Source organism: Pseudomonas sp. NPDC098740 (assembly GCF_044760065.1).
GTDB lineage: Bacteria > Pseudomonadota > Gammaproteobacteria > Pseudomonadales > Pseudomonadaceae > Aquipseudomonas > Aquipseudomonas rossensis.
On record NZ_JBIWAM010000016.1, the window covers coordinates 82,581 to 103,512 of the forward strand.

Annotated in this window: 22 protein-coding genes; 16 read left to right on the forward strand and 6 right to left on the reverse strand. The window is 60.4% G+C overall.

The annotated features are described in order from the left end of the window. Positions 1-17: 17 nt before the first annotated feature. Together ACIQU2_RS20020 and ACIQU2_RS20025 are read right to left on the reverse strand one after the other, a co-directional pair. Positions 18-1,736 (reverse strand): C13 family peptidase, encoded by a 1,719-nt coding sequence (locus ACIQU2_RS20020; protein WP_403143524.1) that lies wholly within the window; start codon positions 1,734-1,736, stop codon positions 18-20. Between the two features lie 112 nt (positions 1,737-1,848). Further along, the gene (locus ACIQU2_RS20025; RefSeq protein ID WP_008152797.1) at positions 1,849-2,304 is read right to left on the reverse strand and encodes a MaoC family dehydratase; all 456 of its coding nucleotides are present in this window, start codon (positions 2,302-2,304) and stop codon (positions 1,849-1,851) included. 195 nt (positions 2,305-2,499) lie between these two features. On the opposite strand from ACIQU2_RS20025, the gene ACIQU2_RS20030 reads away from it, so the two are divergent. Genes ACIQU2_RS20030 through ACIQU2_RS20040 form a run of 3 tightly spaced genes read left to right on the forward strand, consistent with a single transcriptional unit; the run spans position 2,500 to position 4,176 of the window. Further along, a complete protein-coding gene (locus ACIQU2_RS20030; protein ID WP_129440876.1) occupies positions 2,500-2,862 on the forward strand; it encodes a CidA/LrgA family protein in 363 nt (120 codons plus the stop codon). Then, positions 2,859-3,575, forward strand: coding sequence for an LrgB family protein (locus tag ACIQU2_RS20035; RefSeq protein ID WP_403143525.1), 717 nt, complete (start codon positions 2,859-2,861; stop codon positions 3,573-3,575). Before ACIQU2_RS20030 ends, ACIQU2_RS20035 begins: the two co-directional genes overlap by 4 nt. 10 nt (positions 3,576-3,585) lie before the next feature. After that, positions 3,586-4,176: an LON peptidase substrate-binding domain-containing protein gene (locus tag ACIQU2_RS20040; protein ID WP_347803406.1), complete on the forward strand. Its 591-nt coding sequence runs from the start codon at positions 3,586-3,588 to the stop codon at positions 4,174-4,176. A gap of 93 nt (positions 4,177-4,269) precedes the next feature. On the opposite strand, the gene ACIQU2_RS20045 is transcribed toward ACIQU2_RS20040, so the two are convergent. Together ACIQU2_RS20045 and ACIQU2_RS20050 are read right to left on the reverse strand one after the other, a co-directional pair. Next, positions 4,270-5,586, reverse strand: a complete 1,317-nt coding sequence (locus ACIQU2_RS20045; protein ID WP_347803405.1) for a bifunctional DedA family/phosphatase PAP2 family protein — start codon at positions 5,584-5,586, stop codon at positions 4,270-4,272. 123 nt (positions 5,587-5,709) lie between these two features. Continuing rightward, the gene (locus ACIQU2_RS20050) at positions 5,710-6,405 is read right to left on the reverse strand and encodes a DNA-3-methyladenine glycosylase (protein WP_403143528.1); all 696 of its coding nucleotides are present in this window, start codon (positions 6,403-6,405) and stop codon (positions 5,710-5,712) included. Between the two features lie 189 nt (positions 6,406-6,594). On the opposite strand from ACIQU2_RS20050, the gene ACIQU2_RS20055 reads away from it, so the two are divergent. From ACIQU2_RS20055 to ACIQU2_RS20115, 13 genes are all read left to right on the forward strand, one after another. Further along, the gene (locus tag ACIQU2_RS20055; protein ID WP_403143529.1) at positions 6,595-7,866 is read left to right on the forward strand and encodes a glutamate-5-semialdehyde dehydrogenase; all 1,272 of its coding nucleotides are present in this window, start codon (positions 6,595-6,597) and stop codon (positions 7,864-7,866) included. A 1-nt stretch (position 7,867) separates the two neighbouring features. After that, on the forward strand, positions 7,868-8,557 hold the full coding sequence (gene nadD / locus ACIQU2_RS20060; RefSeq protein WP_259696405.1) for a nicotinate-nucleotide adenylyltransferase: 690 nt from the start codon (positions 7,868-7,870) through the stop codon (positions 8,555-8,557). Between the two features lie 72 nt (positions 8,558-8,629). After that, complete coding sequence (gene rsfS / locus ACIQU2_RS20065) at positions 8,630-9,124, forward strand: ribosome silencing factor (protein WP_046055550.1); 495 nt, start codon at positions 8,630-8,632, stop codon at positions 9,122-9,124. 9 nt (positions 9,125-9,133) lie between these two features. Then, positions 9,134-9,601 (forward strand): 23S rRNA (pseudouridine(1915)-N(3))-methyltransferase RlmH, encoded by a 468-nt coding sequence (gene rlmH, locus ACIQU2_RS20070; RefSeq protein WP_007937439.1) that lies wholly within the window; start codon positions 9,134-9,136, stop codon positions 9,599-9,601. Positions 9,602-9,611: 10 nt separating this feature from the next. Next, entirely contained in the window at positions 9,612-11,507 is a 1,896-nt protein-coding gene (mrdA, locus tag ACIQU2_RS20075; protein ID WP_347803402.1) for a penicillin-binding protein 2, read from the forward strand. 31 nt (positions 11,508-11,538) lie between these two features. After that, the gene (gene rodA / locus ACIQU2_RS20080; protein ID WP_283184636.1) at positions 11,539-12,642 is read left to right on the forward strand and encodes a rod shape-determining protein RodA; all 1,104 of its coding nucleotides are present in this window, start codon (positions 11,539-11,541) and stop codon (positions 12,640-12,642) included. A 17-nt stretch (positions 12,643-12,659) separates the two neighbouring features. After that, positions 12,660-13,670, forward strand: a complete 1,011-nt coding sequence (gene mltB, locus ACIQU2_RS20085) for a lytic murein transglycosylase B (RefSeq protein WP_403143531.1) — start codon at positions 12,660-12,662, stop codon at positions 13,668-13,670. After that, positions 13,670-14,683: a septal ring lytic transglycosylase RlpA family protein gene (locus tag ACIQU2_RS20090; protein ID WP_347803400.1), complete on the forward strand. Its 1,014-nt coding sequence runs from the start codon at positions 13,670-13,672 to the stop codon at positions 14,681-14,683. The genes mltB and ACIQU2_RS20090 overlap by 1 nt, the downstream gene beginning before the upstream one ends. A gap of 181 nt (positions 14,684-14,864) precedes the next feature. Then, positions 14,865-16,022 carry a D-alanyl-D-alanine carboxypeptidase family protein gene (locus tag ACIQU2_RS20095; protein WP_347803399.1) on the forward strand — a complete coding sequence of 386 codons (1,158 nt, stop codon included), beginning with the start codon at positions 14,865-14,867 and terminating at the stop codon, positions 16,020-16,022. Positions 16,023-16,102: 80 nt separating this feature from the next. Next, positions 16,103-16,378 carry a DUF493 domain-containing protein gene (locus tag ACIQU2_RS20100; protein WP_129440902.1) on the forward strand — a complete coding sequence of 92 codons (276 nt, stop codon included), beginning with the start codon at positions 16,103-16,105 and terminating at the stop codon, positions 16,376-16,378. Continuing rightward, on the forward strand, positions 16,378-17,025 hold the full coding sequence (gene lipB / locus ACIQU2_RS20105; protein ID WP_403143534.1) for a lipoyl(octanoyl) transferase LipB: 648 nt from the start codon (positions 16,378-16,380) through the stop codon (positions 17,023-17,025). The genes ACIQU2_RS20100 and lipB overlap by 1 nt, the downstream gene beginning before the upstream one ends. Before the next feature lies 1 nt (position 17,026). Beyond that, positions 17,027-18,052, forward strand: a complete 1,026-nt coding sequence (lipA, locus tag ACIQU2_RS20110; protein ID WP_010467371.1) for a lipoyl synthase — start codon at positions 17,027-17,029, stop codon at positions 18,050-18,052. Between the two features lie 163 nt (positions 18,053-18,215). Further along, positions 18,216-19,166 carry an LD-carboxypeptidase gene (locus ACIQU2_RS20115; protein ID WP_403143536.1) on the forward strand — a complete coding sequence of 317 codons (951 nt, stop codon included), beginning with the start codon at positions 18,216-18,218 and terminating at the stop codon, positions 19,164-19,166. 125 nt (positions 19,167-19,291) lie between these two features. On the opposite strand, the gene ACIQU2_RS20120 is transcribed toward ACIQU2_RS20115, so the two are convergent. Next, positions 19,292-20,614: a lytic murein transglycosylase gene (locus ACIQU2_RS20120; protein WP_403143538.1), complete on the reverse strand. Its 1,323-nt coding sequence runs from the start codon at positions 20,612-20,614 to the stop codon at positions 19,292-19,294. A 62-nt stretch (positions 20,615-20,676) separates the two neighbouring features. Continuing rightward, positions 20,677-20,841, reverse strand: coding sequence for an alternative ribosome rescue factor ArfA (gene arfA / locus ACIQU2_RS20125; protein WP_403143540.1), 165 nt, complete (start codon positions 20,839-20,841; stop codon positions 20,677-20,679). Positions 20,842-20,932 lie beyond the last annotated feature (91 nt).

Genomic DNA, 20,932 nt, shown 5'->3' on the forward strand with positions numbered 1-20,932 from the left:
CCTTGATACTATTCAGCTTAGTTGCTCTTTGCATCCTTGTTGCTGATAGAGACACTTTGTAGTGCTTTTCGTGCCTGCTGTTTGCGTAACAGCTGCCAGTGAGAGAGAACGGTTTTCGGCGCCCAGATCTGCGGTTCAGAGGCTTCGAAGCTGTCCGCCAGTTCACGTTCGGCGACGGTGGCCCTGGCCAATTTGAAGGCTTGCTCCAGATCGTCAGTCTGGTTCAGTGCCTGGGCGAACAGCGCATCGCCGAAGTAGGTGAAGTTGGCTTCCTCCGAGCAGCCGAAGGACACTCGGTCAGCGCGCGAGGCGGTCATGATCAGGGTGCGTTCATCCTTGAGCGCGGGAATGAAGCCACCGGAGTAGCAGGACGAAATCACGATGATCTTGTCGCGGTTTTTCAGCGGAGAGAGAACTGCGGCGAGTTCGTCGGCCGGCAGATCGGACAGTTCCATGCGCGGCTGGTCGAGCACCAGTTCGTGTTCGCTGGTGCCGTGACTGGTCATGTAGATGAAGATCAAGTCTTCCGGACCACTGCGTTCGGCCAGGGCGGCGGCGGCGCGGCGCAGGTTTTCCCGGGTGGCCATCGGCCGGTCGACGAGGTGGTCGCGATGGTTCACCAGGCGGATCTGGCCAAACGCACCAAAGCGGCTGCTGAGCATGTTGCTGACGTAATCGGATTCGCGCAGGAACACGCTTTGCTTGCCGTCACCGCCCAGGGTCAAGGTGTACAACTCGACTGTCGGGGTCGAAGCCGGCACGTTGGACAGTGCATCGTCGAGCAAACGACCCTGGGCCAGCAAACCGAGTTCCAGGCTATCGGGCAGCAGCTTGCCACCGGCATCGCGAACACGCTGGCCATTGACCCACGTACCGTTTTGCACCGTGCCGTCAGTCAGCACCAGGGTGCCGTGCCCCGAGTAACTGTCACCGTCGAATTGACCAATGTAGAAGCTGCCGTCGGACAGGTTCAATCGACCTTGGCCGGTGAAGCGCCAGTCACTGAACTGGCCGATGTAATGGCTGCCGTCGGCGCCGATCAACTCGCCCTTGCCGTTCAGCGACCCTTCCTTGAATTGACCGAGCCAGACATCACCGTCGGCGTTCTCGTAGCGGCCCTTGCCGTGCAGTTGGTTGTTCTTGAAGCCGCCGACATAGATATCGCCATCGGCGCTGTTGAAAGTCCCGTTGCCTTCGAGCTGACCGTCAACGAAATGCCCGGTGAACTGATTGCCGCTGGCGTCGCCCCGCTGGCCTTCGCCGTTGGGTTTGCCGTGGGCGAACTGGCCCTGATAGGAGCTGCCGTCTTCGAGTTCGAGACGACCGAGCCCTGAATATTGATCGGCCTTGAATTCACCGCGGTAGGTCATACCGTTTTCTTTGAGGGTGCCTTCGCCGTCCCGTCGACCGGCTTTGAAACTGCCGGTGAAGCTGCTGCCGCTGGTGGTCAGTGAGCCCTTGCCGTCGAACAGCCCTAGATTGAATCCCCCGCGATAGACTTCGCCGTTACTGCCGTGCCATTCGCCCTGGCCATGCCATTGGCCCTTGTCGAAATCGCCGGCGTACCAGCTGCCGTTCGGGTAATCGATACGGCCCTGGCCTTGCAGCAATCCGTTGACCAGTTCACCGCGATAGCGTCCGCCGTCCGGCAACCGGGCGTCGGGGGGCAACAGCGATTCGCCGTCGCCGCAAGCGGTGAGCAATAGGGTCAGAGCGAGGAGTGCAAGTGGGCGCATAGCGGGATCCGGGCAATTAGGCGACCGAGTATGCCGCAGCTCTTTGACCTTATATAGCCAGGAAACAGGAGAGGGCGCGAAACAGCGTGAGCTGCTTCGCTTCCGGGATGGGTTACACGAAGCAGAGAGACAGTGGCTCGGCGATGTAGGCCGGTTTGTCCGAGCCTTCGATCTCAAGCGTGGCGGTGGCCTTGAGCAGCCATTGGCCCGGTTTTTTCTCGGTGACTTCGTTCATATCGACCTTGAGTCGTACCCTGGAATTGACCTTCACTGGCTGGATGAAACGCACGGTATCCAAGCCGTAGTTGACCACCATCTTCGCCCCTTCAGGGAGGATCAGGATGTCTTCCATCAGTTTGGGGATCAGCGACAGCGACAGGAAACCGTGTGCAATGGTGCTGCCAAATGGCGTTTGCGCGGCTTTGACCGGGTCGACGTGGATGAACTGATAGTCCCCTGTGGCTTCGGCGAACAGGTTGATGCGCTCCTGATCGATGGTGAGCCATTCGGAACGTCCGAGTTCCTTGCCGACATAATCTTTGAGCTCTGCAACTGGAACATAGGGCATTGAGACTCTCCTTGGGTTCATCGGTTTTATAGTTTTGAGGTGGGGGGATTTGACCTCCCGGATTACCACTTTAGATCAACATGGCAAATGGCTCCGGTCAACTGACCATGATTTTGGCGAATGCCGGTCTATAGCGTTGGCGTGCTTATAATGCTCGGCCCGCTTGTGCGGGATGATATTGGCGGGAGATGACGAATGTTGTTACGTGGCCTGACCTGGCTGGTGCTGTTCCAATTGCTGGGCACAGCCATCAACCACTTGTTTTTACCGGTGCTGCCGGGGCCGATTGTCGGCCTGCTGTTGCTGCTGGTGTTCCTGATCAGCCGTGGCCAGGTCGGCGAACCGCTGAACCTCGCGGCCAGCAGTCTGTTGCGTTACTTGCCGTTGTTGCTGGTGCCGCCCGCCGTGGGTGTGATGGTCTACGCCAAAGACATTGCCGCGGATTTCTGGGCCATCGTCGGTGCGCTGGTGTTGTCACTGTTGCTGTCCCTGGCTTTCGCTGGCGTGCTGATGCAGCGCATGGTCAAGCGTCACGCTCATCGTGAGGACGGCCAATGATCCTCGACTGGCACGGCGCCTGGGCGTCGGTGATTCATCATCCGTTGTTCGGTATCGGTATTACGCTGGGGGCTTATCAGCTGGTGCTGGCGGCGTTCGAGAAAACCCGCTGGATCTTTCTGCAGCCGGTGCTGGTCTCAATGCTGCTGGTGATTGGCGTATTGGTGGGTTGCGGCCTGACCTATGCCGAGTACCGTAAGAGCACCGAGATCCTCAGCATCCTGCTCGGGCCTGCGACCGTGGCGCTGGCAGTGCCGCTGTACCTCAATCTGCGACGTATTCGGCAGTTGTTCTGGCCGATATTTACTACGCTGGTGATAGGTGGCGTCGTTGCTACCGGCATGGGTGTATTGCTGGGCTGGTCGTTTGGTGCCGAACACATGATCCTGATGACCATGGCGCCGAAGTCGGTGACGTCGCCGATTGCCATGCTGGTGGCAGAGCAGATCGGTGGCGTCGCGGCGCTGGCGGCAGTGTTCGTGTTGATTACCGGGGTCATCGGGGCGATCTTCGGGCCGAGTCTTTTGACCAGGCTGGGTGTGCACAGCCCTGAGGCGCGCGGCATGGCGCTGGGCATGACCGCTCACGCGGTCGGCACGGCGGTGGCGATGCAGGAAAATGATGAGTGCGGCGCCTTCGCGGCGCTGGCGATGAGTCTGATGGGCGTGGCCACGGCAGTTTTCCTGCCGTTGGCGGTGTCGATGGTGGTGTAAGGAAATGTCTATGAGCTTGCCGCTTTTTCCGCTGAATACGGTGTTGTTTCCGGGTTGCATCCTCGATTTGCAGATCTTCGAGGCGCGCTACCTGGACATGATCAGTCGCTGCATGAAACAGGGCGGCGGCTTCGGCGTGGTGTGCATCCTCGACGGCGAAGAAGTCGGCATCGCCCCGGCGGGCTACGCGCTGGTCGGATGCGAGGCGCTGATCACCGATTTCAAACAGCAGGACAATGGCTTGCTGGGCATTCGGGTGCAGGGTGGACGGCGTTTCCACGTGTTGCGCACCGAGATTCAGCGCGATCAGCTGACCGTCGCCGAGGTCGAGTGGCTGGAGGACGAGCCTGAGCAACCGTTGCAGGATGAGGATGCCGACCTGGTTGCGCTGCTTAAAGCGTTGGCCGAACACCCGATGGTCGAGGCGCTGAACATGGGCACTGAAGCGAGCGGGCAACAATCGCTGGCCAATCAGTTGGCGTACCTGTTGCCGTTTGCCGAAGTGGACAAGATCGACCTGCTGCAACTCGATGATCCGCAGCAGCGACTGGATGCAATTCAGGCGCTGCTGGATGAGTTGCAAGGCGAATTGTTCGCCTGACGCCCGCTAAAAGATCGCAGCCTTCGGCAGCTCCTACTGGGGTTCGGTGTACATCCTGTAGGAGCTGCCGAAGGCTGCGATCTTTTGCTTTTGCTAATAGGCATACCGCAACATCGCATGCGGTAAGTGCCGCAACGCAAAGAACCCGAACAGCGCCACCAGCGCCGGAAGCACCAGCCACCAGACCTTGGGTGGCATGGCGTTTAGCGGCGCCGGGCGCTGATTCAGCCACAAACTCGCGGCACACACGCACGCTGCCAGCATGGCGCCGGCCAGCACATCCGTTGGCCAGTGCGCGCCCAGGTACACCCGCGACAGGGCAATCGCCAGCGCGGGCAAGCAACCCAATAGCAGCCAGGTCAGGCGCATGCGCGGCGGTTGTCCGCGGCCGGCCAGCACGGCCAGCGTCAGAAACAGCGCAAAAGAGCCCGAGGCGTGGCCGCTGGGCATGCTGTAGCTGGTCAGAGGATCGCTCAACACTTCCGGGCGTACGCGGGCGAAAAAGTGTTTGGTCACGGTGTTGCCCAGCGCGGTGCACAGCAGGGTGCTACCGGCGAAAATCGCCTGGCGCCATTGCCGGGTGAGCAACAGCAAACCCGTCAGCAGGGCGCTGAACAACAGCATGTTGCGGAACTCGCCGATCAGCGTGAACGTCACCGCCACTTCATCGAGCAGCGGGCTGCGGTGTTCCTGCACCAGGGTCATCACGCCCTGATCGAGGGCGGTCAGGTGCGGATAGCCGATAAACAGTCCGGCCAAAATCAGGAAGCTCATTCCAGTAATCAGCATCGTCGCTTTGCGATGACGGCGTATGCTGCTGGTGATGCTCAAGCCCACCATGAGGGCGATGCTACCGGCGACGACGCCGGCCTCAGGCCAGAAGCCATCCGGCAACGGCAAGCGAATCGCCGCCCCCGTGGCCCAGCCGGGCAGCAGATAGGCAACGGTCCAGCCAGCGGCGGCCAGCAGGCTGACGGCGGCGAAGCGCGGGAAGGGCATGTCGAACATCCCCGCGACCATCGGCAACATCGGCCGCAGCGGACCGATGAAACGCCCGACCAACAGGCTGGCGATGCCGTAACGCTGGAAATATGCCTCGGCCCCGGCGATCCATTCCGGATGATGGCGCAACCCTGGCAGGCGCCGGATGTTCTGGTGGAAATGTCGCCCTAAAAAGTACGAAACGATGTCGCCCAGCACGCCGCCGAGGAAACCCAGTAGCAGCGTTTCACCCAATGACAACGCGCCACTGCCGGCCAGCACCGCCACCGCAAACAGCAACACTGTGCCGGGCACGATCAGCCCGGCAATCGCCAGGCATTCCACACAAGCCACTATGAACACTGCCGCGGCCAACCACTGCGGATTGACCGTCAACCAACCGGTCACGCTATCGAGCCATGGGCCCATAAAAACAACTCCATTTTATGAATTGACCCCGGCGTAGGAGCTGCCGAAGGCTGCGATCTTTTGATCTTTATCCTTTAAGGGCAAAAGATCGCAGCCTACGGCAGCTCCTACAGGGGATTGTGTTCACAGCAAAAAATAATCGCGACCTTCGACCTGCCCCCGTCGCATGGGGTTGCGCGTGCAATACGGCGCGTAAGCCGCATCGACGAAACGGTACATCAAATGCTCATCGCGGCCGTGGGGAATGCCCAAACGCGTGGTTTGTATGATGTGAACAGGCGCTGGGCCGGCATCTTCCACCAGCAGTATTTCATGATCGAAGCGCTTGGCGTCCCAGACAGGCACCTTCAGGCCCAGAGCCTTGCAGAGCAACGTCTGTCCAGCGCAAAGCTTTTGCGAGGGGCGAGGGCGACCCTGGGCGTCGGGATTGTTCAGCAGCATCTGCGCCAGGCTCGCCGGCCCGCTCAGTTCATCGACCCATGGATAACCGGATTTAATCAACACCGCATTGCCGGGACCTTTGGCGCTGAAGTTCAGGGAATCGCCGCCACGGGCGTAGTACATATAGATGTGGCCGCCATCCAGAAACAAAGCCTTACGTTTTTCTGTGTAGCCGAGGGAGGCGTGACTGCCTTTTTCTTCGAAGTAATAGGCTTCGGTCTCGATAATCCGGGCGCTGAGCCACAGGTCGCCGACCCGGTGACGGATGACTTTGCCGAGTAAATCCCGGGCCAGCGTTTGGGCGTCTCTGTCGAAAAATGCATCCGCGAGCCCCTTGGGCGGGCTTGTCGCGGACGTGGGAACAGTCAGGTTGGTCATGATGAACGGCGTTTATCAGGGCTGATTGAGTCGTGATGATAACAATTTGCAGCTTAATCACGGCTGAACGTCGGCAAATCGCCCTCCATTTCGACCATCCGCCCGTCACCGCTGTTAGTCCCGGGACGCGACAGCTATAATCTGCCGCTTTACTCTTTACCAAGACCTTAGCAAAGACCACTCCAGACCATGACTGAGTCCGTTCTTGACTACATGACCCGCCTGGGTCGCGCTGCCCGCGAAGCTTCTCGCGTCATCGGCCGTGCCAGCACCGCGCAGAAAAACCGCGCCTTGCAGGCTGCTGCCAATGCGTTGGACGCTGCACGCGCCGAGCTGACGGCTGCCAATGAACTGGATTTGGCCGCTGGCCGTGCCAATGGTCTTGAACCGGCATTGCTTGAGCGTCTGGCGCTGACCCCGGAACGCATCGACGGCATGATCGTCGGTTTGCGTCAGGTGGCGGCTCTGCCGGACCCGGTCGGCGCGATCCGCGACATGAGCTTTCGGCCGTCGGGCATTCAGGTCGGCAAGATGCGCGTGCCGTTGGGCGTGATCGGGATCATCTACGAATCCCGGCCGAACGTGACCATCGATGCCGCCAGCCTGTGCCTGAAGTCCGGCAACGCGACCATCCTGCGTGGCGGCTCCGAGGCGATTCATTCCAATCGTGCCATTGCCGCCTGCATCCAGCGCGGTCTGGCCGAAGCCGATTTGCCTGCCGCCGTGGTGCAAGTGGTCGAAACCACTGATCGCGCCGCCGTTGGCGCGCTGATCACCATGCCAGAATACGTCGACGTTATCGTGCCCCGTGGCGGCCGTGGCCTGATCGAACGCGTTAGCCGTGACGCCCGCGTGCCGGTTATCAAGCATCTGGACGGCATCTGTCACGTTTACGTCAGTGCTCATGCCGACCTGCCGAAAGCCCAGCGCATCGCGTTCAACGCCAAGACTTACCGCTATGGTATCTGCGGTGCCATGGAAACCCTGCTGGTGGACCAGGCGGTCGCCAAGGATTTCCTGCCATCGATGGCTGCACAGTTCCGCGAAAAAGGCGTCGAGCTGCGCGGTTGCGAACGCACCCGGGCGATCATCGAGGCTGTTGCCGCTAGCGAAGAAGACTGGAACACCGAATACCTGGCACCGATTCTCTCGATCCGTGTGGTCGACGGGCTGGACCAGGCCATCGAACACATTAATAAGTACGGCTCCCATCACACCGATTCGATTGTCAGCGAAAACCTTGCTGACACCCGGCGTTTCGTCGCGGAAGTCGACTCATCGTCGGTAATGATCAACACCCCGACGTGCTTCGCCGATGGCTTCGAATACGGATTGGGTGCCGAGATTGGCATTTCTACTGATAAGCTGCACGCCCGCGGCCCGGTGGGCCTCGAAGGTCTGACCTGCGAGAAGTACATCGTGGTCGGTGATGGCCAGTTGCGCGGCCAGGCGTCGGACTGACTTGGGCGACCTCGACCTGTCAGCCCCGGTCACCGCCAGCGAGCCTGCGCCTCGGCGCATTGGCATGCTGGGCGGGACCTTCGACCCGGTGCACATCGGCCATTTGCGCAGTGCGCTGGAAGTCGCCGAATCGCTGGCGCTCGATGAGCTGCGTCTGACACCCAGTGCCAGACCGCCTCATCGCGGTACGCCGCAGGTATCGGCGAAAGACCGTCTGGCGATGGTCGAGTGCGCGGTGGCCGGTGTGGCGCCGCTGGTGGTGGACGCCCGCGAATTGCAGCGGGACAAACCGTCCTACACCATCGACACCCTGGAACTGATGCGTGCCGAACTGGCCGCTGAAGACCAGGTTTTTCTACTTTTGGGCTGGGACGCATTTTGCGGCCTGCCCACTTGGCACCGCTGGGAAGAGTTGCTCCAGCATTGCCACATCCTGGTGCTGCAACGCCCGGATGCCGACAGCGAACCGCCGGATGCCTTGCGCAATCTGTTGGCGGCACGCTCGGTGAGCGACCCGCTGGCCCTTAAAGGGCCGAGCGGACAGATTGCATTCGTCTGGCAGACACCGCTCGCGGTATCCGCCACCCAGATCCGTCAACTGCTGGCCAGCGGTAAGTCGGTACGTTTCCTGGTGCCCGACGCGGTCCTGGCCTACATCGATGCGCACGGTCTCTACCGTGCGTCGAACTGAAAAAGGGAGCGCTTCAAAACACGTGAACGCGTGTACCGAAGCGCCCGAACATACGAGCAAAACGAGTTTTATATGACTGACAAAGACGTAACTAAAGTAAAGCGCAAAGGCACGTTCAAGAGCGCCCCGCTGCCAGTAGAAGTTCCAACCGGCCCTGAGCTGCGCGGCGAAGAGCTGGTCAAGGTTGCCGTAGCGGCCCTGGAAGACGTCAAGGGCCAGGACATTCAGGTGATCGACGTTCGTGAAAAGCAGAGCATCACTGACTTCATGATCATCGCTACCGGTACGTCCAACCGCCAGATCGGCGCGATGCTGGATAAGGTCCGCGAGGCGGTCAAAGCCCTGGGCGTCAAGCCGCTGGGTGAAGAAGGCAAGGGCGACAGCGACTGGGTCCTGCTGGATATGGATGATGTCATCGTGCACATGATGACCGCTTCGGCTCGTCAGTTTTACGACCTGGAGCGTCTGTGGTCCGGTGCAGAACAGAGCCGTGCTCTGAACGCGGCTCACCACAGCCCGGAAAACACCCATGAGCACTTCGTCAAGCTCAACAAAGACCAGCAATAAGGGACCGCTGTGCGACTGCGACTGATCGCCGTCGGTTCACGCATGCCCAAGTGGGTGGAAGAAGGCTGGCATGAATATGCCAAGCGTCTTCCGTCCGAGCTGGCGCTGGAACTGGTGGAAATACCGCTCAACACCCGTGGCAAGAACGCCGACGTGGCGCGCTTCATCCGTCAGGAAGGCGAAGCCATGCTGGCCAAGGTCGGGCCGAACGAGCGCGTTGTGACCCTCGAAGTCCACGGCAAGCCCTGGAGCACCGAGCAGCTGGCGGTCGAGCTCGATCGCTGGCGGCTGGACTCGCGCACGGTGAATTTCATGGTCGGCGGCCCCGAAGGGCTGGCGCCGGAAGTCTGTGCCCGGGCCGATCAGCGCTGGTCGCTCTCGCCGTTGACGTTGCCGCACCCGCTGGTGCGAATCCTGATCGGCGAACAGCTGTATCGTGCCTGGACAGTCCTGTCCGGCCACCCTTACCACAAGTAGTTCTGCCCTCATGCCCCAGCCGATCCGCATCAAGGACCACGAAAAAGACGCCCGTCTGGTGCGTGGCCGCGTCGTGTTCGGGGCAATTGCGGTGGTGTTGCTGATCTGTGTGCTGATCGCGCGGCTGTATTTTCTCCAGGTGATTCAGTACGAGTACCACTCGACCCTGTCGGAAAACAACCGCGTCCATGTGCAGCCGATTCCGCCGACTCGCGGGTTGATCTTCGACCGCAATGGCGTGGTGGTGGCCGATAACCGGCCCAGCTTCAGCCTGAGCATGACCCGTGAGCGCTCGGGCGACTGGCAGCAAGTGCTCGACGTGATCGTCGAAGTGCTGGCGCTGACGCCCGAGGACCGGGTGATCTTCGAGAAGCGCATGCGTCAGGGGCGCCGGCCGTTCGAGCCGGTGCCGATCCTGTTCGAGCTGACCGAAGAGCAGATCGCCCGCATCGCGGTGAATCAGTTCCGTCTGCCGGGTGTGGAAGTGGTCGCACAGCTGGTGCGTCACTATCCGCAGGGCGCGCACTTTGCGCACTCGGTGGGTTACATGGGGCGGATCAACGAGAAAGAGCTGAAGTCACTCGATCCGGTCAATTACAGCGGCACCCACCACATCGGCAAAACCGGTATCGAGCGCTTTTATGAGCCCGAGCTGCACGGTCAGGTGGGTTACGAAGAAGTCGAGACCAACGCTCGAGGCCGCGTATTGCGCGTGCTCAAGCGTACCGATCCGATTCCCGGCAAGGACATCGTCCTGAGCCTGGACATCAAATTGCAGGAAGCGGCCGAAGCAGCGCTCGGCGGTCGTCGTGGTGCGGTGGTGGCGCTGGACCCGAAAACCGGCGAAGTGCTGGCGATGGTCAGTGCGCCGAGTTTCGACCCGAACCTGTTCGTCACCGGCATCGGCTTCAAAGCCTATGCCGAGCTGCGCGATTCCATCGACCGGCCACTGTTCAACCGCGTGCTGCGCGGCCTCTACCCGCCGGGCTCGACTATCAAGCCGGCGGTGGCGATTGCCGGGCTGGATGCGGGTGTCGTGACTGCGTCGAGTCGGGTCTACGATCCCGGCTATTACCAGTTGCCCAATTACGACCACAAATACCGTAACTGGAACCGTACCGGCGACGGCTACGTCGATCTGGACATGGCGATCATGCGTTCCAACGACACCTACTTCTACGACCTGGCCCACAAGCTGGGGATCGATCGGTTGTCGGCTTACATGGGCAAGTTCGGCATCGGCCAGAAGGTCTCGCTGGACATGTTCGAAGAGTCACCGGGGCTGATGCCGACACGGGAATGGAAGCGTGCAACCCGACGTCAGGCCTGGTACCCGGGAGAAACACTGATTCTCGGGATTGGGCAGGGCTACATGCAGTCCACGCCGTTGCAGCTGGCCCAGGCCACCGCGCTGGTCGCCAACAAAGGTGTCTGGAACCGTCCGCACCTGGCCAAGACTGTCGAAGGCGAGAAGCCGAAGGACGAAAACCCGATGCCGGACATCGTCCTGCGTGACCCGTCCGACTGGACCAAGGTCAATCACGGCATGCAACAGGTGATGCACGGTGCCCGGGGTACTGCACGCAAAGCGGCGATCGGTTCGCAATACCGCATTGCGGGTAAAAGTGGTACGGCCCAGGTGGTCGCGATCAAGCAGGGCGAAAAGTACGACCGCTCCAAGGTTCAGGAACGCCATCGCGACCACGCCTTGTTCGTCGGCTTCGCGCCGGCCGACAACCCGCAAATCGTGGTGTCGGTGATGGTCGAGAACGGCGAGTCCGGTTCCGGCGTCGCAGCGCCCGTGGTGCGTCAAATCATGGACGCCTGGCTTCTGGACCAGGACGGTCGGTTGAAGGCCGAATACGCCAGCCCTATCAGTGCGGAGGCTACGGCCCGTGAAGAGTAATTTCGATCGCATCCTCTCAAGCGAAGATGTGATGCGTCGCCGTGCGACGCTGTTGCAACGCATGCACATTGATGGCCCGTTGCTGATCCTGCTGCTGACCCTCGCCGCCGGCAGCCTGTTCGTGCTGTATTCGGCCAGCGGCAAAAGTTGGGATCTGCTGGCCAAGCAAGCCACTTCGTTCGGCATCGGTCTGGTATCGATGATCGTCATCGCCCAATTTGAGCCGCGCTTCATGGCCCGTTGGGTGCCAGTCGGTTATGTGCTCGGCGTGCTGTTGCTGGTGGTGGTGGACGTCATGGGCCACAACGCCATGGGCGCCACACGCTGGATCAACATTCCCGGGGTGATCCGCTTCCAGCCCTCGGAATTCATGAAGATTCTGATGCCGGCGACCATCGCCTGGTACTTGTCCAAGCGCACCTTGCCGCCGCAGCTCAAGCATGTGGGCGTCAGTCTGTTTCTGATCGGCTTGCCGTTTATCCTGATTGTGCGTCAGCCCGACCTCGGCACTTCGCTGCTGATCCTCGCCGGTGGCGCGTTCGTTCTGTTCATGGGCGGCCTGCGCTGGCGCTGGATTCTCAGCGTGATTGCCGCGGCTGTGCCGGTGGCGGTCGGCATGTGGTACTTCATCATGCACGACTACCAGAAGCAGCGAATCCTGACCTTCCTCGACCCCGAGAGCGATCCGCTGGGCACTGGCTGGAACATCATTCAATCGAAAGCCGCCATCGGTTCCGGCGGTGTGTTCGGCAAGGGCTGGTTGCTCGGCACCCAGTCGCACCTGGACTTCCTGCCGGAAAGCCACACTGACTTCATTATTGCGGTCATGGGCGAAGAATTCGGCCTGGTGGGTATCTGCGCACTGCTGCTGATTTACCTGCTGTTGATCGGCCGCGGACTGGTGATTACCGCCCAGGCCCAGACATTGTTCGGCAAATTGCTCGCGGGCAGCCTGACCATGACGTTTTTTGTTTATGTTTTCGTCAACATCGGTATGGTCAGTGGCCTGTTGCCGGTTGTGGGGGTGCCGTTGCCGTTCATTAGCTACGGAGGAACTTCGCTGGTGACGCTGCTGTCAGCGTTTGGGGTTTTGATGTCGATCCATACCCATCGCAAGTGGATCGCTCAGGTTTGAATAAGGTGAAGATTTCAATGCAAGTAATGCGTGGCTGGGCGACTCGATATGCGCCATGGGTCGGCCTGGTAAGCATCCTTGGCACAGCGCAGGTAGCGTTGGCCGGCGATTACGAAGGCTCACCGCAGGTGGCCGAATTCGTCGGTGAAATGACCCGCGACTACGGTTTCGCCGGTGAGCAACTGATGGGCGTGTTCCGCGAAGCCGAGCGCAAGCAATCGATTCTGGACGCGATCTCGAAACCGGCCGAACGGGTCAAGCAGTGGAACGAGTATCGTCCGATGTTCATCACCGACGCGCGCATCGCCCGTGGTGTGGACTTCTGGCGTCAGCACGAGGCGGTGCTGGCCCGAGCCGAACAGGAATACGGCGTCCCGGCGCAGGTTATTGTTTCGATCATTGGTGTTGAGACCTTTTTTGGCCGTAATACCGGCAATTTTCGGGTAATCGACGCCTTGTCGACCCTGGGTTTCGACTATCCTCCCCGTGCCGAATTTTTCCGCAAGGAATTGCGTGAGTTCCTGTTGCTGGCCCGGGAAGAGCAGGTCGATCCGCTGACCCTTAAAGGCTCTTACGCTGGCGCGATGGGCTTGCCGCAGTTCATGCCGAGCAGCTTTCGTGCCTATGCGGTGGATTTTGACGGTGACGGCCACATTAATATCTGGACCAATCCGGACGATGCCATTGGCAGCGTCGCCAGCTATTTCAAGCGTCACGGCTGGGTAGCCGGCGAACCGGTGGTCAGCCGCGCCGATGTGCGTGGCGATCAGGTGGGCGCAGGTTTGACCACGGGCATCGAACCGACTAAAACCGTCGGGGAGTTGCGGGCGCTGGGGTGGTCAAGTCATGATGCGCTGCGCGATGATATGCCGGTCACGGCTTTCCGCCTGGAAGGTGACAATGGCTCCGAATACTGGATGGGCCTGACGAATTTTTACGCGATCACGCGTTATAACCGCAGCGTGATGTACGCCATGGCCGTACATCAACTGTCTGAACAGCTGGTCCAAGCACGGGGCGTCAAGTAATGCGGGCATTGCCTATGAATAAACCCCTGAAGCTGATGGCATTCGCCGCGTTGGCGGTGCTGGTCGCCAGTTGTTCGACCAGCCGCGCGCCGGCGCAAAAGTCTTCTCCCACCGCCGTGCGCGCAACGCCAGGCCTGGACATCAACCGCGCCCACAAGGATGGCGCGCCATGGTGGGATGTCGACGTCTCGCGCATCCCGGATGCCACGCCGACCCTGCACAGCGGTCCTTATAAAGCCAATCCGTACACCGTGCTGGGCAAGACTTACTTCCCGCAGCAGGAATCCAAGTCCTACATCGCCTCCGGCACGGCTTCCTGGTATGGCACCAAATTCCACGGCCAGAACACCGCCAATGGCGAGGTTTACGACCTGTACGGCATGAGTGCCGCGCACAAGACCTTGCCACTGCCCAGTTACGTTCGGGTGACCAACCTGGACAACAACAAGACTGTGATTCTGCGGGTCAACGATCGAGGGCCGTTCTACTCGGACCGAATCATCGACTTGTCCTACGCGGCCGCCAAAAAGCTCGGCTATGCCGAAACCGGCACCGCGCGGGTCAAGGTCGAAGGCATCGATCCGCAGCAATGGTGGGCAGCCAAAGGCCGTCCGGCGCCTTTGATGCTTAACGAGCCGCAAGTCGCGCAAAATAGCGCCCCGACGATTACGGCTTCGGCCGGCACCGTCGAGCAATGGACGCCACCGCCGCAGCAACACGCCGCCGCTGTCGTGCCCGTGCCGATCGATGCAAAAAAAAACGCTTCTGTACCAGCCTCTGGCCAGTATCTGCAGGTGGGCGCGTTCGCCAACCCGGACGCTGCAGAACTCCTGAGATCGAAGCTCAGCGGGATGGTGAGCGCTCCGGTGTTCATCAGCTCGATCGTGCGCAATCAACAGACGCTGCATCGGGTGCGCCTGGGGCCGATCGGCTCGCCGGGTGAAATCCAGCAAGTGCAGAACAGCGTGCGAATGGCCAATCTCGGTTCGCCGAGCCTGGTCACTGCCGAGTAATACGTAGTACTTGATTGACGGTTCGCTTGCGGTTTGGGGGGTGGACCTGGTTGTTGGCTCGTTAAAGAACAAAAGCCCGGCAAGGGTTCTGAGTGAACAACTGAACACGCGACAGCTCGTTAGAAAGCTGTCTGATTAGTTTTGCCCTTGGGCAGTTTCCATTAGCGATTTCGAGAGACGGATGAACATCACCACCTTTGCCAAATGCCTGTGTCTGCTAGTCCCGCTGCTCCTCTCGCCTGCCGCTTTCGCGGTCGAGATGATGCCGTCGCCACCGCAACTGGCCGCCAAAGCCTATGTACTCATGGACGCCAGCAGCGGCAACGTGCTGGTGGAGAACAATGGTGACCAGCGTCTGCCTCCGGCCAGCCTGACCAAGCTGATGACCGCGTACATCGCGACCCTGGAAATCCGTCGTGGCCAGATCGGCGAAAACGACCCGGTGACCGTCAGCGAAAACGCCTGGCGTACCGGCGGTTCGCGGATGTTCATCAAGGTCGGCTCGCAGGTGACTGTCAGCGACCTGCTGCACGGCATCATCATTCAGTCGGGTAACGACGCCAGCGTTGCGCTCTCCGAGCACATCGCCGGCAGCGAAGACGCCTTCGCTGACATGATGAACAAAACCGTGGCCGATCTGGGCATGACCAACAGCCACTTCATGAACCCGACCGGTCTGCCGAACCCGGAGCACTACTCGTCGGCTCACGACATGGCGGTGCTGGCTCGCGCGATCATCCACGAAGACCCGGCTCACTACGCGATCTACTCGCAGAAAGAGTTTTTCTGGAACGGCATCAAGCAACCTAACCGCAACCTGCTGCTGTGGCGCGACAAGACGGTCGACGGCCTGAAAACCGGCCACACCGACGAAGCCGGCTACTGCATGGTGTCTTCGGCAGTACGTGATGGCATGCGCCTGATCGCTGTGGTGTTCGGCACCAACAGTGAAGTGGCTCGCGCCTCCGAAACCCAGAAGCTGTTGACCTACGGTTTCCGCTTCTTCGAAACCCAGACGTTCTATCAGAAAGGCGCCGAGCTGGCTCAGGCTCCTGTCTGGAAAGGCACCACCAATCAAGTCAAGGCCGGCCTGGCCCAAGACCTGACCATGACCCTGCCAAAAGGCCAGCTGAAAAAGCTCGCCGCCAGCATGACCATGAACCCGCAACTGATTGCGCCAATCGCCAAGGGCGACGTAATCGGTAAAGTCGAAGTGAAGCTGGACGACAAAGTCGTGCATAGCGCTGACCTGATCGCTCTGGACGCGGTCGACGAGGGTGGTATCTTCCGCCGCATGTGGGATAGCATCCGTCTATTCTTCTACGGCTTGTTCAACTGAATTAGTGTGGACTTGCATGGCCCTGTTCCAATCCGGAACGGGGCCATGTCCGTTGCCACGGCTTACGAGGCCGTTACGCCATGACAGACAACGAAGTAAAGGCGCCAAAAATCGAATTCCCCTGCGCGGATTACCCTATCAAGGTGATCGGCGACACCGGCGTGGGTTTCAAGGACAAGATCATCGCAATCCTTGAGAAACACGCGACCGTTGACCACAAGACCCTGGCCGAGCGCCAGAGCACCAACGGCAAATATACGACCATCCAGCTGCACATCATCGCCACCGGTCAAGAACAGCTGTACGACATCAACAGCGAGTTGCGGGCTACCGGTTTCGTGCACATGGTGCTGTGATGTCTGCCGCGGTGGGCTTTCGCGAGCTCGGCCAGATGGCTTACGAGCCGGTCTGGCATGCCATGCAACGCTTCACCAACGAACGCGGCAGCGATGCAGCGGACGAGATCTGGCTGGTCGAGCACCCACCGGTGTTCACCCAGGGGCAGGCCGGCAAGGCTGAGCACGTGTTGCTCCCAGGGGATATTCCGGTGGTTAAGGTTGATCGCGGTGGTCAAGTGACTTATCACGGTCCCGGCCAATTGGTGGCCTACCTGTTGCTCGACGTACGCAAGCTGGGTTTCGGCGTGCGTGACCTGGTCAGCCGCATGGAACAATGCCTGATCGAGTTGCTGGCCAGCTATGGCGTGACCGCAGTGGCCAAGCCGGATGCTCCGGGTGTCTACGTCAATGGGGCGAAAATCGCTTCTCTGGGTCTGCGGATCCGCCACGGTTGCTCCTTTCATGGCCTGGCCCTGAATGTGGACATGAACCTGGAACCGTTTCGACGGATTAATCCCTGCGGCTACGCCGGGCTGGCGATGACCCAGCTGAGCGATCACGCAGGATCGATTGAATTTGCCGAGGTAAGTGCCCGGCTGCGCGCGCACCTCGACAAAAAAAACGACAAAGCTGAGCAGACCACCCAAACGGGCGGAATCGACTGATATGACTACTGATGCAGTGCAAACCATGATCCCGACGCTGGATGTTACCGAGCGTCCGGCCCCGCGTGCCAAGGTTGAAGCCGGCGTGAAGCTGCGCGGCGCCGAGAAGGTTGCACGTATCCCGGTGAAGATCATTCCGACCACCGAACTGCCGAAGAAACCTGACTGGATTCGCGTGCGTATCCCGGTTTCCCCGGAAGTCGACCGCATCAAGGCCCTGTTGCGCAAACACAAGCTGCACAGTGTCTGCGAAGAGGCGTCCTGCCCGAACCTTGGCGAATGCTTCTCCGGCGGCACCGCGACCTTCATGATCATGGGTGACATCTGCACCCGTCGCTGCCCGTTCTGCGACGTTGGCCACGGTCGTCCGAAGCCACTGGACGTCAACGAGCCGGAAAGCCTGGCCATCGCCATCGCCGACCTGAAACTCAAGTACGTGGTGATCACCTCGGTTGACCGCGACGACCTGCGTGACGGTGGTGCCCAGCACTTTGCCGACTGCATCCGCGAGATCCGCAAGCTGTCGCCGAACGTGCAGCTCGAAACCCTGGTGCCGGATTACCGTGGCCGTATGGACGTTGCGCTGGAAATCACCGCTGCCGAGCCGCCGGATGTGTTCAACCACAACCTGGAAACCGTACCGCGCCTGTACAAGGCTGCGCGTCCGGGTTCGGATTACCAGTGGTCGCTGACCCTGCTGCAACGCTTCAAGCAGATGATGCCGCACATTCCGACCAAGTCAGGCCTGATGCTGGGTCTGGGCGAGACTGACGAAGAAGTGATCGAAGTCATGAAACGCATGCGCGAACACGACATCGACATGCTGACCCTGGGCCAGTACCTGCAACCGTCCCGCAGCCACTTGCCGGTGGAGCGTTTTGTGCACCCGGATACCTTCGCCTGGTTCGCCGAGGAAGGTTACAAAATGGGCTTCAAGAACGTCGCTTCGGGCCCGCTGGTACGTTCCTCGTACCACGCCGACGAGCAGGCGAAACTGGTTAAAGCTGAATTGATGTCGTCCTTGTAACAAAGCGCCCGCAAGGCTTTTCAGCCTTGCGGGCGTTTTTGTTGGCCGTGTCTACGGCCACTACAGTCTTTTCCTGCAACCTGCGGGGCGACTGATCCTCTTCTGTTTGCCCCCGTTCCTGACTACTGTGTGCTGAAGCTTTTCTGCGCAGGGAGATTCATGGATGACCGTTCGACCGACTCACACGCTGTTTCCTCACTCACCCGTTCCGGCTTTGCCGTCGGAAGGACTGATTGGCGTCATCGCGCCCGCCGGTCCCGCAGCGCTGGACACCGATAAGGCCATCGCCTGGATGCACGCTCGCGGATATTCACTGCGGGTTTTTCCCGGCGTGTATGAGAAAGACGATTACCTGGCCGGAAGCGATGATGTGCGGCTCAATGACCTGCACGGGGCGTTCGCCGACAGTGAGGTCGACGCCATTATTTGCTTACGCGGGGGTTACGGTACGCCGCGGTTGCTCGATCGCATCGACTTTGAATTGCTGCGCAACAATGCCAAGCCGTTCATCGGCTACAGCGACATCACCGCACTGCACTTGGCGATCAACCGTTATGCGGGCTTCGTGACCTTTCATGGCCCGATGCTCAACGCCGACCTGCTGGGTGACAAGCAAAAACCTACCGAGTCTTCGTTTTTCAACATGCTCAGAGGACAGGTGAAGGCGGGCAGCGTGCTGGCGCACCCGGTGGCCTACTCGCTGGCCACGATTGGGCCAGGCATAGCTCACGGGCGTTTGCTTGGGGGTAATTTGTCGATGATCGCTGCGACCATGGGTACGCCTTACGAAATGGATGCCGAGGGCGTCATTCTGTTCATCGAGGACATCAACGAGCCGTTGTATCGAATAGACCGACTGCTGACCCATCTGCGTCTTGCCGGCACGCTGCACAAGCTGCGCGGGGTTCTGGTGGGGGATGTGGCGGGGGTAGATGGGGTTGCGCTGGAGCGTTTGCTCAAGCAGACCTTTGAGCCGTTGCGCATCCCGGTGCTGGCCGGGTGGCGCAGCGGGCATTGCGATCCGAACCTGACATTGCCGATGGGCGCGCTGGTGAGGCTGGATGCGGGGATCAAGGAATTGGTGTTGGAGCAGGATGTGGTGATCAGACGCTAGAGTGTGGTCGCCTGTTAGTCAGTCATCGCGAGCAAGCTCGCTCCCACATTGGATTTAGGTCGAACACAGATCCAGATGTGGGAGCGAGCTTGCTCGCGTGAAGGCGGCATCCGCCATACGGCTGACTATCGGTTACGCAGGCCTTCGAGCAACTTGTGCGTCGGATACCCATCCGCCGGCCAGCCAAACGTCTGCTGGGCACTGCGGATCGCCTTGCGAGTGTTGGCGCCGATAATGCCGTCAGCATTGCCCGCGTCATAGTTCTGCGCGCTCAGCAAGCTTTGCAGTTCGATCCGCTCGGTACGGCTCAGCGGCAAATCATCTTTCGGCCATGTGCCGTTGATCAGGCCGGCGCCGTTGAAACGCTCGGACAACAGGCTAACGGCCAAGGCGTAGGACGACGAGTTGTTGTACTTGAGGATCGCGCGGAAGTTGTCGAGGACCAGGAACGCCGGGCCACGGTAACCGGCCGGCAGCAGCAGGGCGGCTGACAGGTGTTCGGAGCCTGGCGGAACCTGGCCGCCATTGGGCAGGGTGACGCCCAGTTGCAGCCATTCGGCGACGCTCTTGCGAGTCGTGCCATCGGCCAGGACGTAGTTGAAACTGCCCGGTAGCTGCACTTCAAAGCCCCACGGCTGGCCTTTCTGCCAGCCTGAGCTTTGCAGGTAGTGCGCCGTCGAGGCCAGCGCGTCGGCCGGGCTGCCCCAGATGTCGCGGCGGCCGTCGCCATCGAAGTCCACGGCGTGGGTGTTGTAGGTGGTTGGGATGAACTGGGTCTGGCCCATGGCGCCGGCCCAGGAGCCAAGCATTTTCTCAGGCTCGATATCACCCTGTTGCAGGATCTGCAGGGCGGCGATCAGTTGCGCGTGGGCAAACCCGGGACGCCGACCTTCATAGGCCAGGGTCGCCAGGGAATTAATCACCGACTTGTTGCCCTGGAACTGCCCGAAGTTACTTTCCATGCCCCACACCGAGACCAGTGCCTGACGATCGACGCCGTAGCGCTGTTCGATGCTTTGCAGGATGTCGGCGTACTGGCTGACCAGCGCCTGGCCTTTGTGTACCCGCAGCGGCGAAAGGGCGCCGTCGAGGTATTCCCACACCGGGCGGGAGAATTCCGGCTGGCTGCGGTCGGCGCGGATCACGCTGGTGTCGAGGCTGACATTGGCGAAAGCGCGGTCGAACAGGTCGGCGCGGATACCGGCGGCCAGAGCGTCCTTGCGGAAACCCGCCTGCCATTCGGCGAAGGTCTGGGTGGGCTGGATGTCGAGGTTTTCACCGGTCGGAACCACGGGCGGAATGACCGCAGGGGCTGTCGCGACGGGGAGGGTCTGAAGCGGCTTGGCGTCGGCTGCGGTGGGTTTTTCCGCGCAGGCAACAAGCAAAATGAGGCTGGAGGCAGCGATCAGTTGGCGCAGGGGCCAACGACGGGAAATACAAAAGGGCATGCACGGGTCCAGGGAGTACGAATCAGGTGCAGACCTTAACATGTTGAGCGACCGCTTGCCTTTCAGGCCGCCAGAAAGTAAGAAGCCTCCCAGCTATTAGACTGGAAGGCTTCGCGGCGGTAGCTGCCTTTGCCCTTGCCGGCTGGTTCCTGACGGCAGCGGAATAGAGGCTGGGCGATGATGGATTTGGCCTTGTTGGGGCCATGTTTCGATGGCTTTTTGCTCATGATGATTTCTCGCAAGTGAGTGGGTTTTGCGGGGCAAATCATCGGCCGAACCAAGGGTTCTGTCTATAGGGCAAATGCAGGTGTGATTTGT

Bases quoted from the DNA above. Each gene is read 5' to 3' on its own strand.
- ACIQU2_RS20020 (WP_403143524.1), bottom strand. From the start codon at position 1,736: ATGCGCCCACTTGCACTCCTCGCTCTGACCCTATTGCTCACCGCTTGC.
- ACIQU2_RS20025 (WP_008152797.1), bottom strand. From the start codon at position 2,304: ATGCCCTATGTTCCAGTTGCAGAGCTCAAAGATTATGTCGGCAAGGAA.
- ACIQU2_RS20030 (WP_129440876.1), top strand. From the start codon at position 2,500: ATGTTGTTACGTGGCCTGACCTGGCTGGTGCTGTTCCAATTGCTGGGC.
- ACIQU2_RS20035 (WP_403143525.1), top strand. From the start codon at position 2,859: ATGATCCTCGACTGGCACGGCGCCTGGGCGTCGGTGATTCATCATCCG.
- ACIQU2_RS20040 (WP_347803406.1), top strand. From the start codon at position 3,586: ATGAGCTTGCCGCTTTTTCCGCTGAATACGGTGTTGTTTCCGGGTTGC.
- ACIQU2_RS20045 (WP_347803405.1), bottom strand. From the start codon at position 5,586: ATGGGCCCATGGCTCGATAGCGTGACCGGTTGGTTGACGGTCAATCCG.
- ACIQU2_RS20050 (WP_403143528.1), bottom strand. From the start codon at position 6,405: ATGACCAACCTGACTGTTCCCACGTCCGCGACAAGCCCGCCCAAGGGG.
- ACIQU2_RS20055 (WP_403143529.1), top strand. From the start codon at position 6,595: ATGACTGAGTCCGTTCTTGACTACATGACCCGCCTGGGTCGCGCTGCC.
- rsfS (WP_046055550.1), top strand. From the start codon at position 8,630: ATGACTGACAAAGACGTAACTAAAGTAAAGCGCAAAGGCACGTTCAAG.
- mrdA (WP_347803402.1), top strand. From the start codon at position 9,612: ATGCCCCAGCCGATCCGCATCAAGGACCACGAAAAAGACGCCCGTCTG.
- rodA (WP_283184636.1), top strand. From the start codon at position 11,539: ATGCGTCGCCGTGCGACGCTGTTGCAACGCATGCACATTGATGGCCCG.
- mltB (WP_403143531.1), top strand. From the start codon at position 12,660: ATGCAAGTAATGCGTGGCTGGGCGACTCGATATGCGCCATGGGTCGGC.
- ACIQU2_RS20090 (WP_347803400.1), top strand. From the start codon at position 13,670: ATGCGGGCATTGCCTATGAATAAACCCCTGAAGCTGATGGCATTCGCC.
- ACIQU2_RS20095 (WP_347803399.1), top strand. From the start codon at position 14,865: ATGAACATCACCACCTTTGCCAAATGCCTGTGTCTGCTAGTCCCGCTG.
- ACIQU2_RS20100 (WP_129440902.1), top strand. From the start codon at position 16,103: ATGACAGACAACGAAGTAAAGGCGCCAAAAATCGAATTCCCCTGCGCG.
- lipB (WP_403143534.1), top strand. From the start codon at position 16,378: ATGTCTGCCGCGGTGGGCTTTCGCGAGCTCGGCCAGATGGCTTACGAG.
- lipA (WP_010467371.1), top strand. From the start codon at position 17,027: ATGACTACTGATGCAGTGCAAACCATGATCCCGACGCTGGATGTTACC.
- ACIQU2_RS20115 (WP_403143536.1), top strand. From the start codon at position 18,216: ATGACCGTTCGACCGACTCACACGCTGTTTCCTCACTCACCCGTTCCG.
- ACIQU2_RS20120 (WP_403143538.1), bottom strand. From the start codon at position 20,614: ATGCCCTTTTGTATTTCCCGTCGTTGGCCCCTGCGCCAACTGATCGCT.
- arfA (WP_403143540.1), bottom strand. From the start codon at position 20,841: ATGAGCAAAAAGCCATCGAAACATGGCCCCAACAAGGCCAAATCCATC.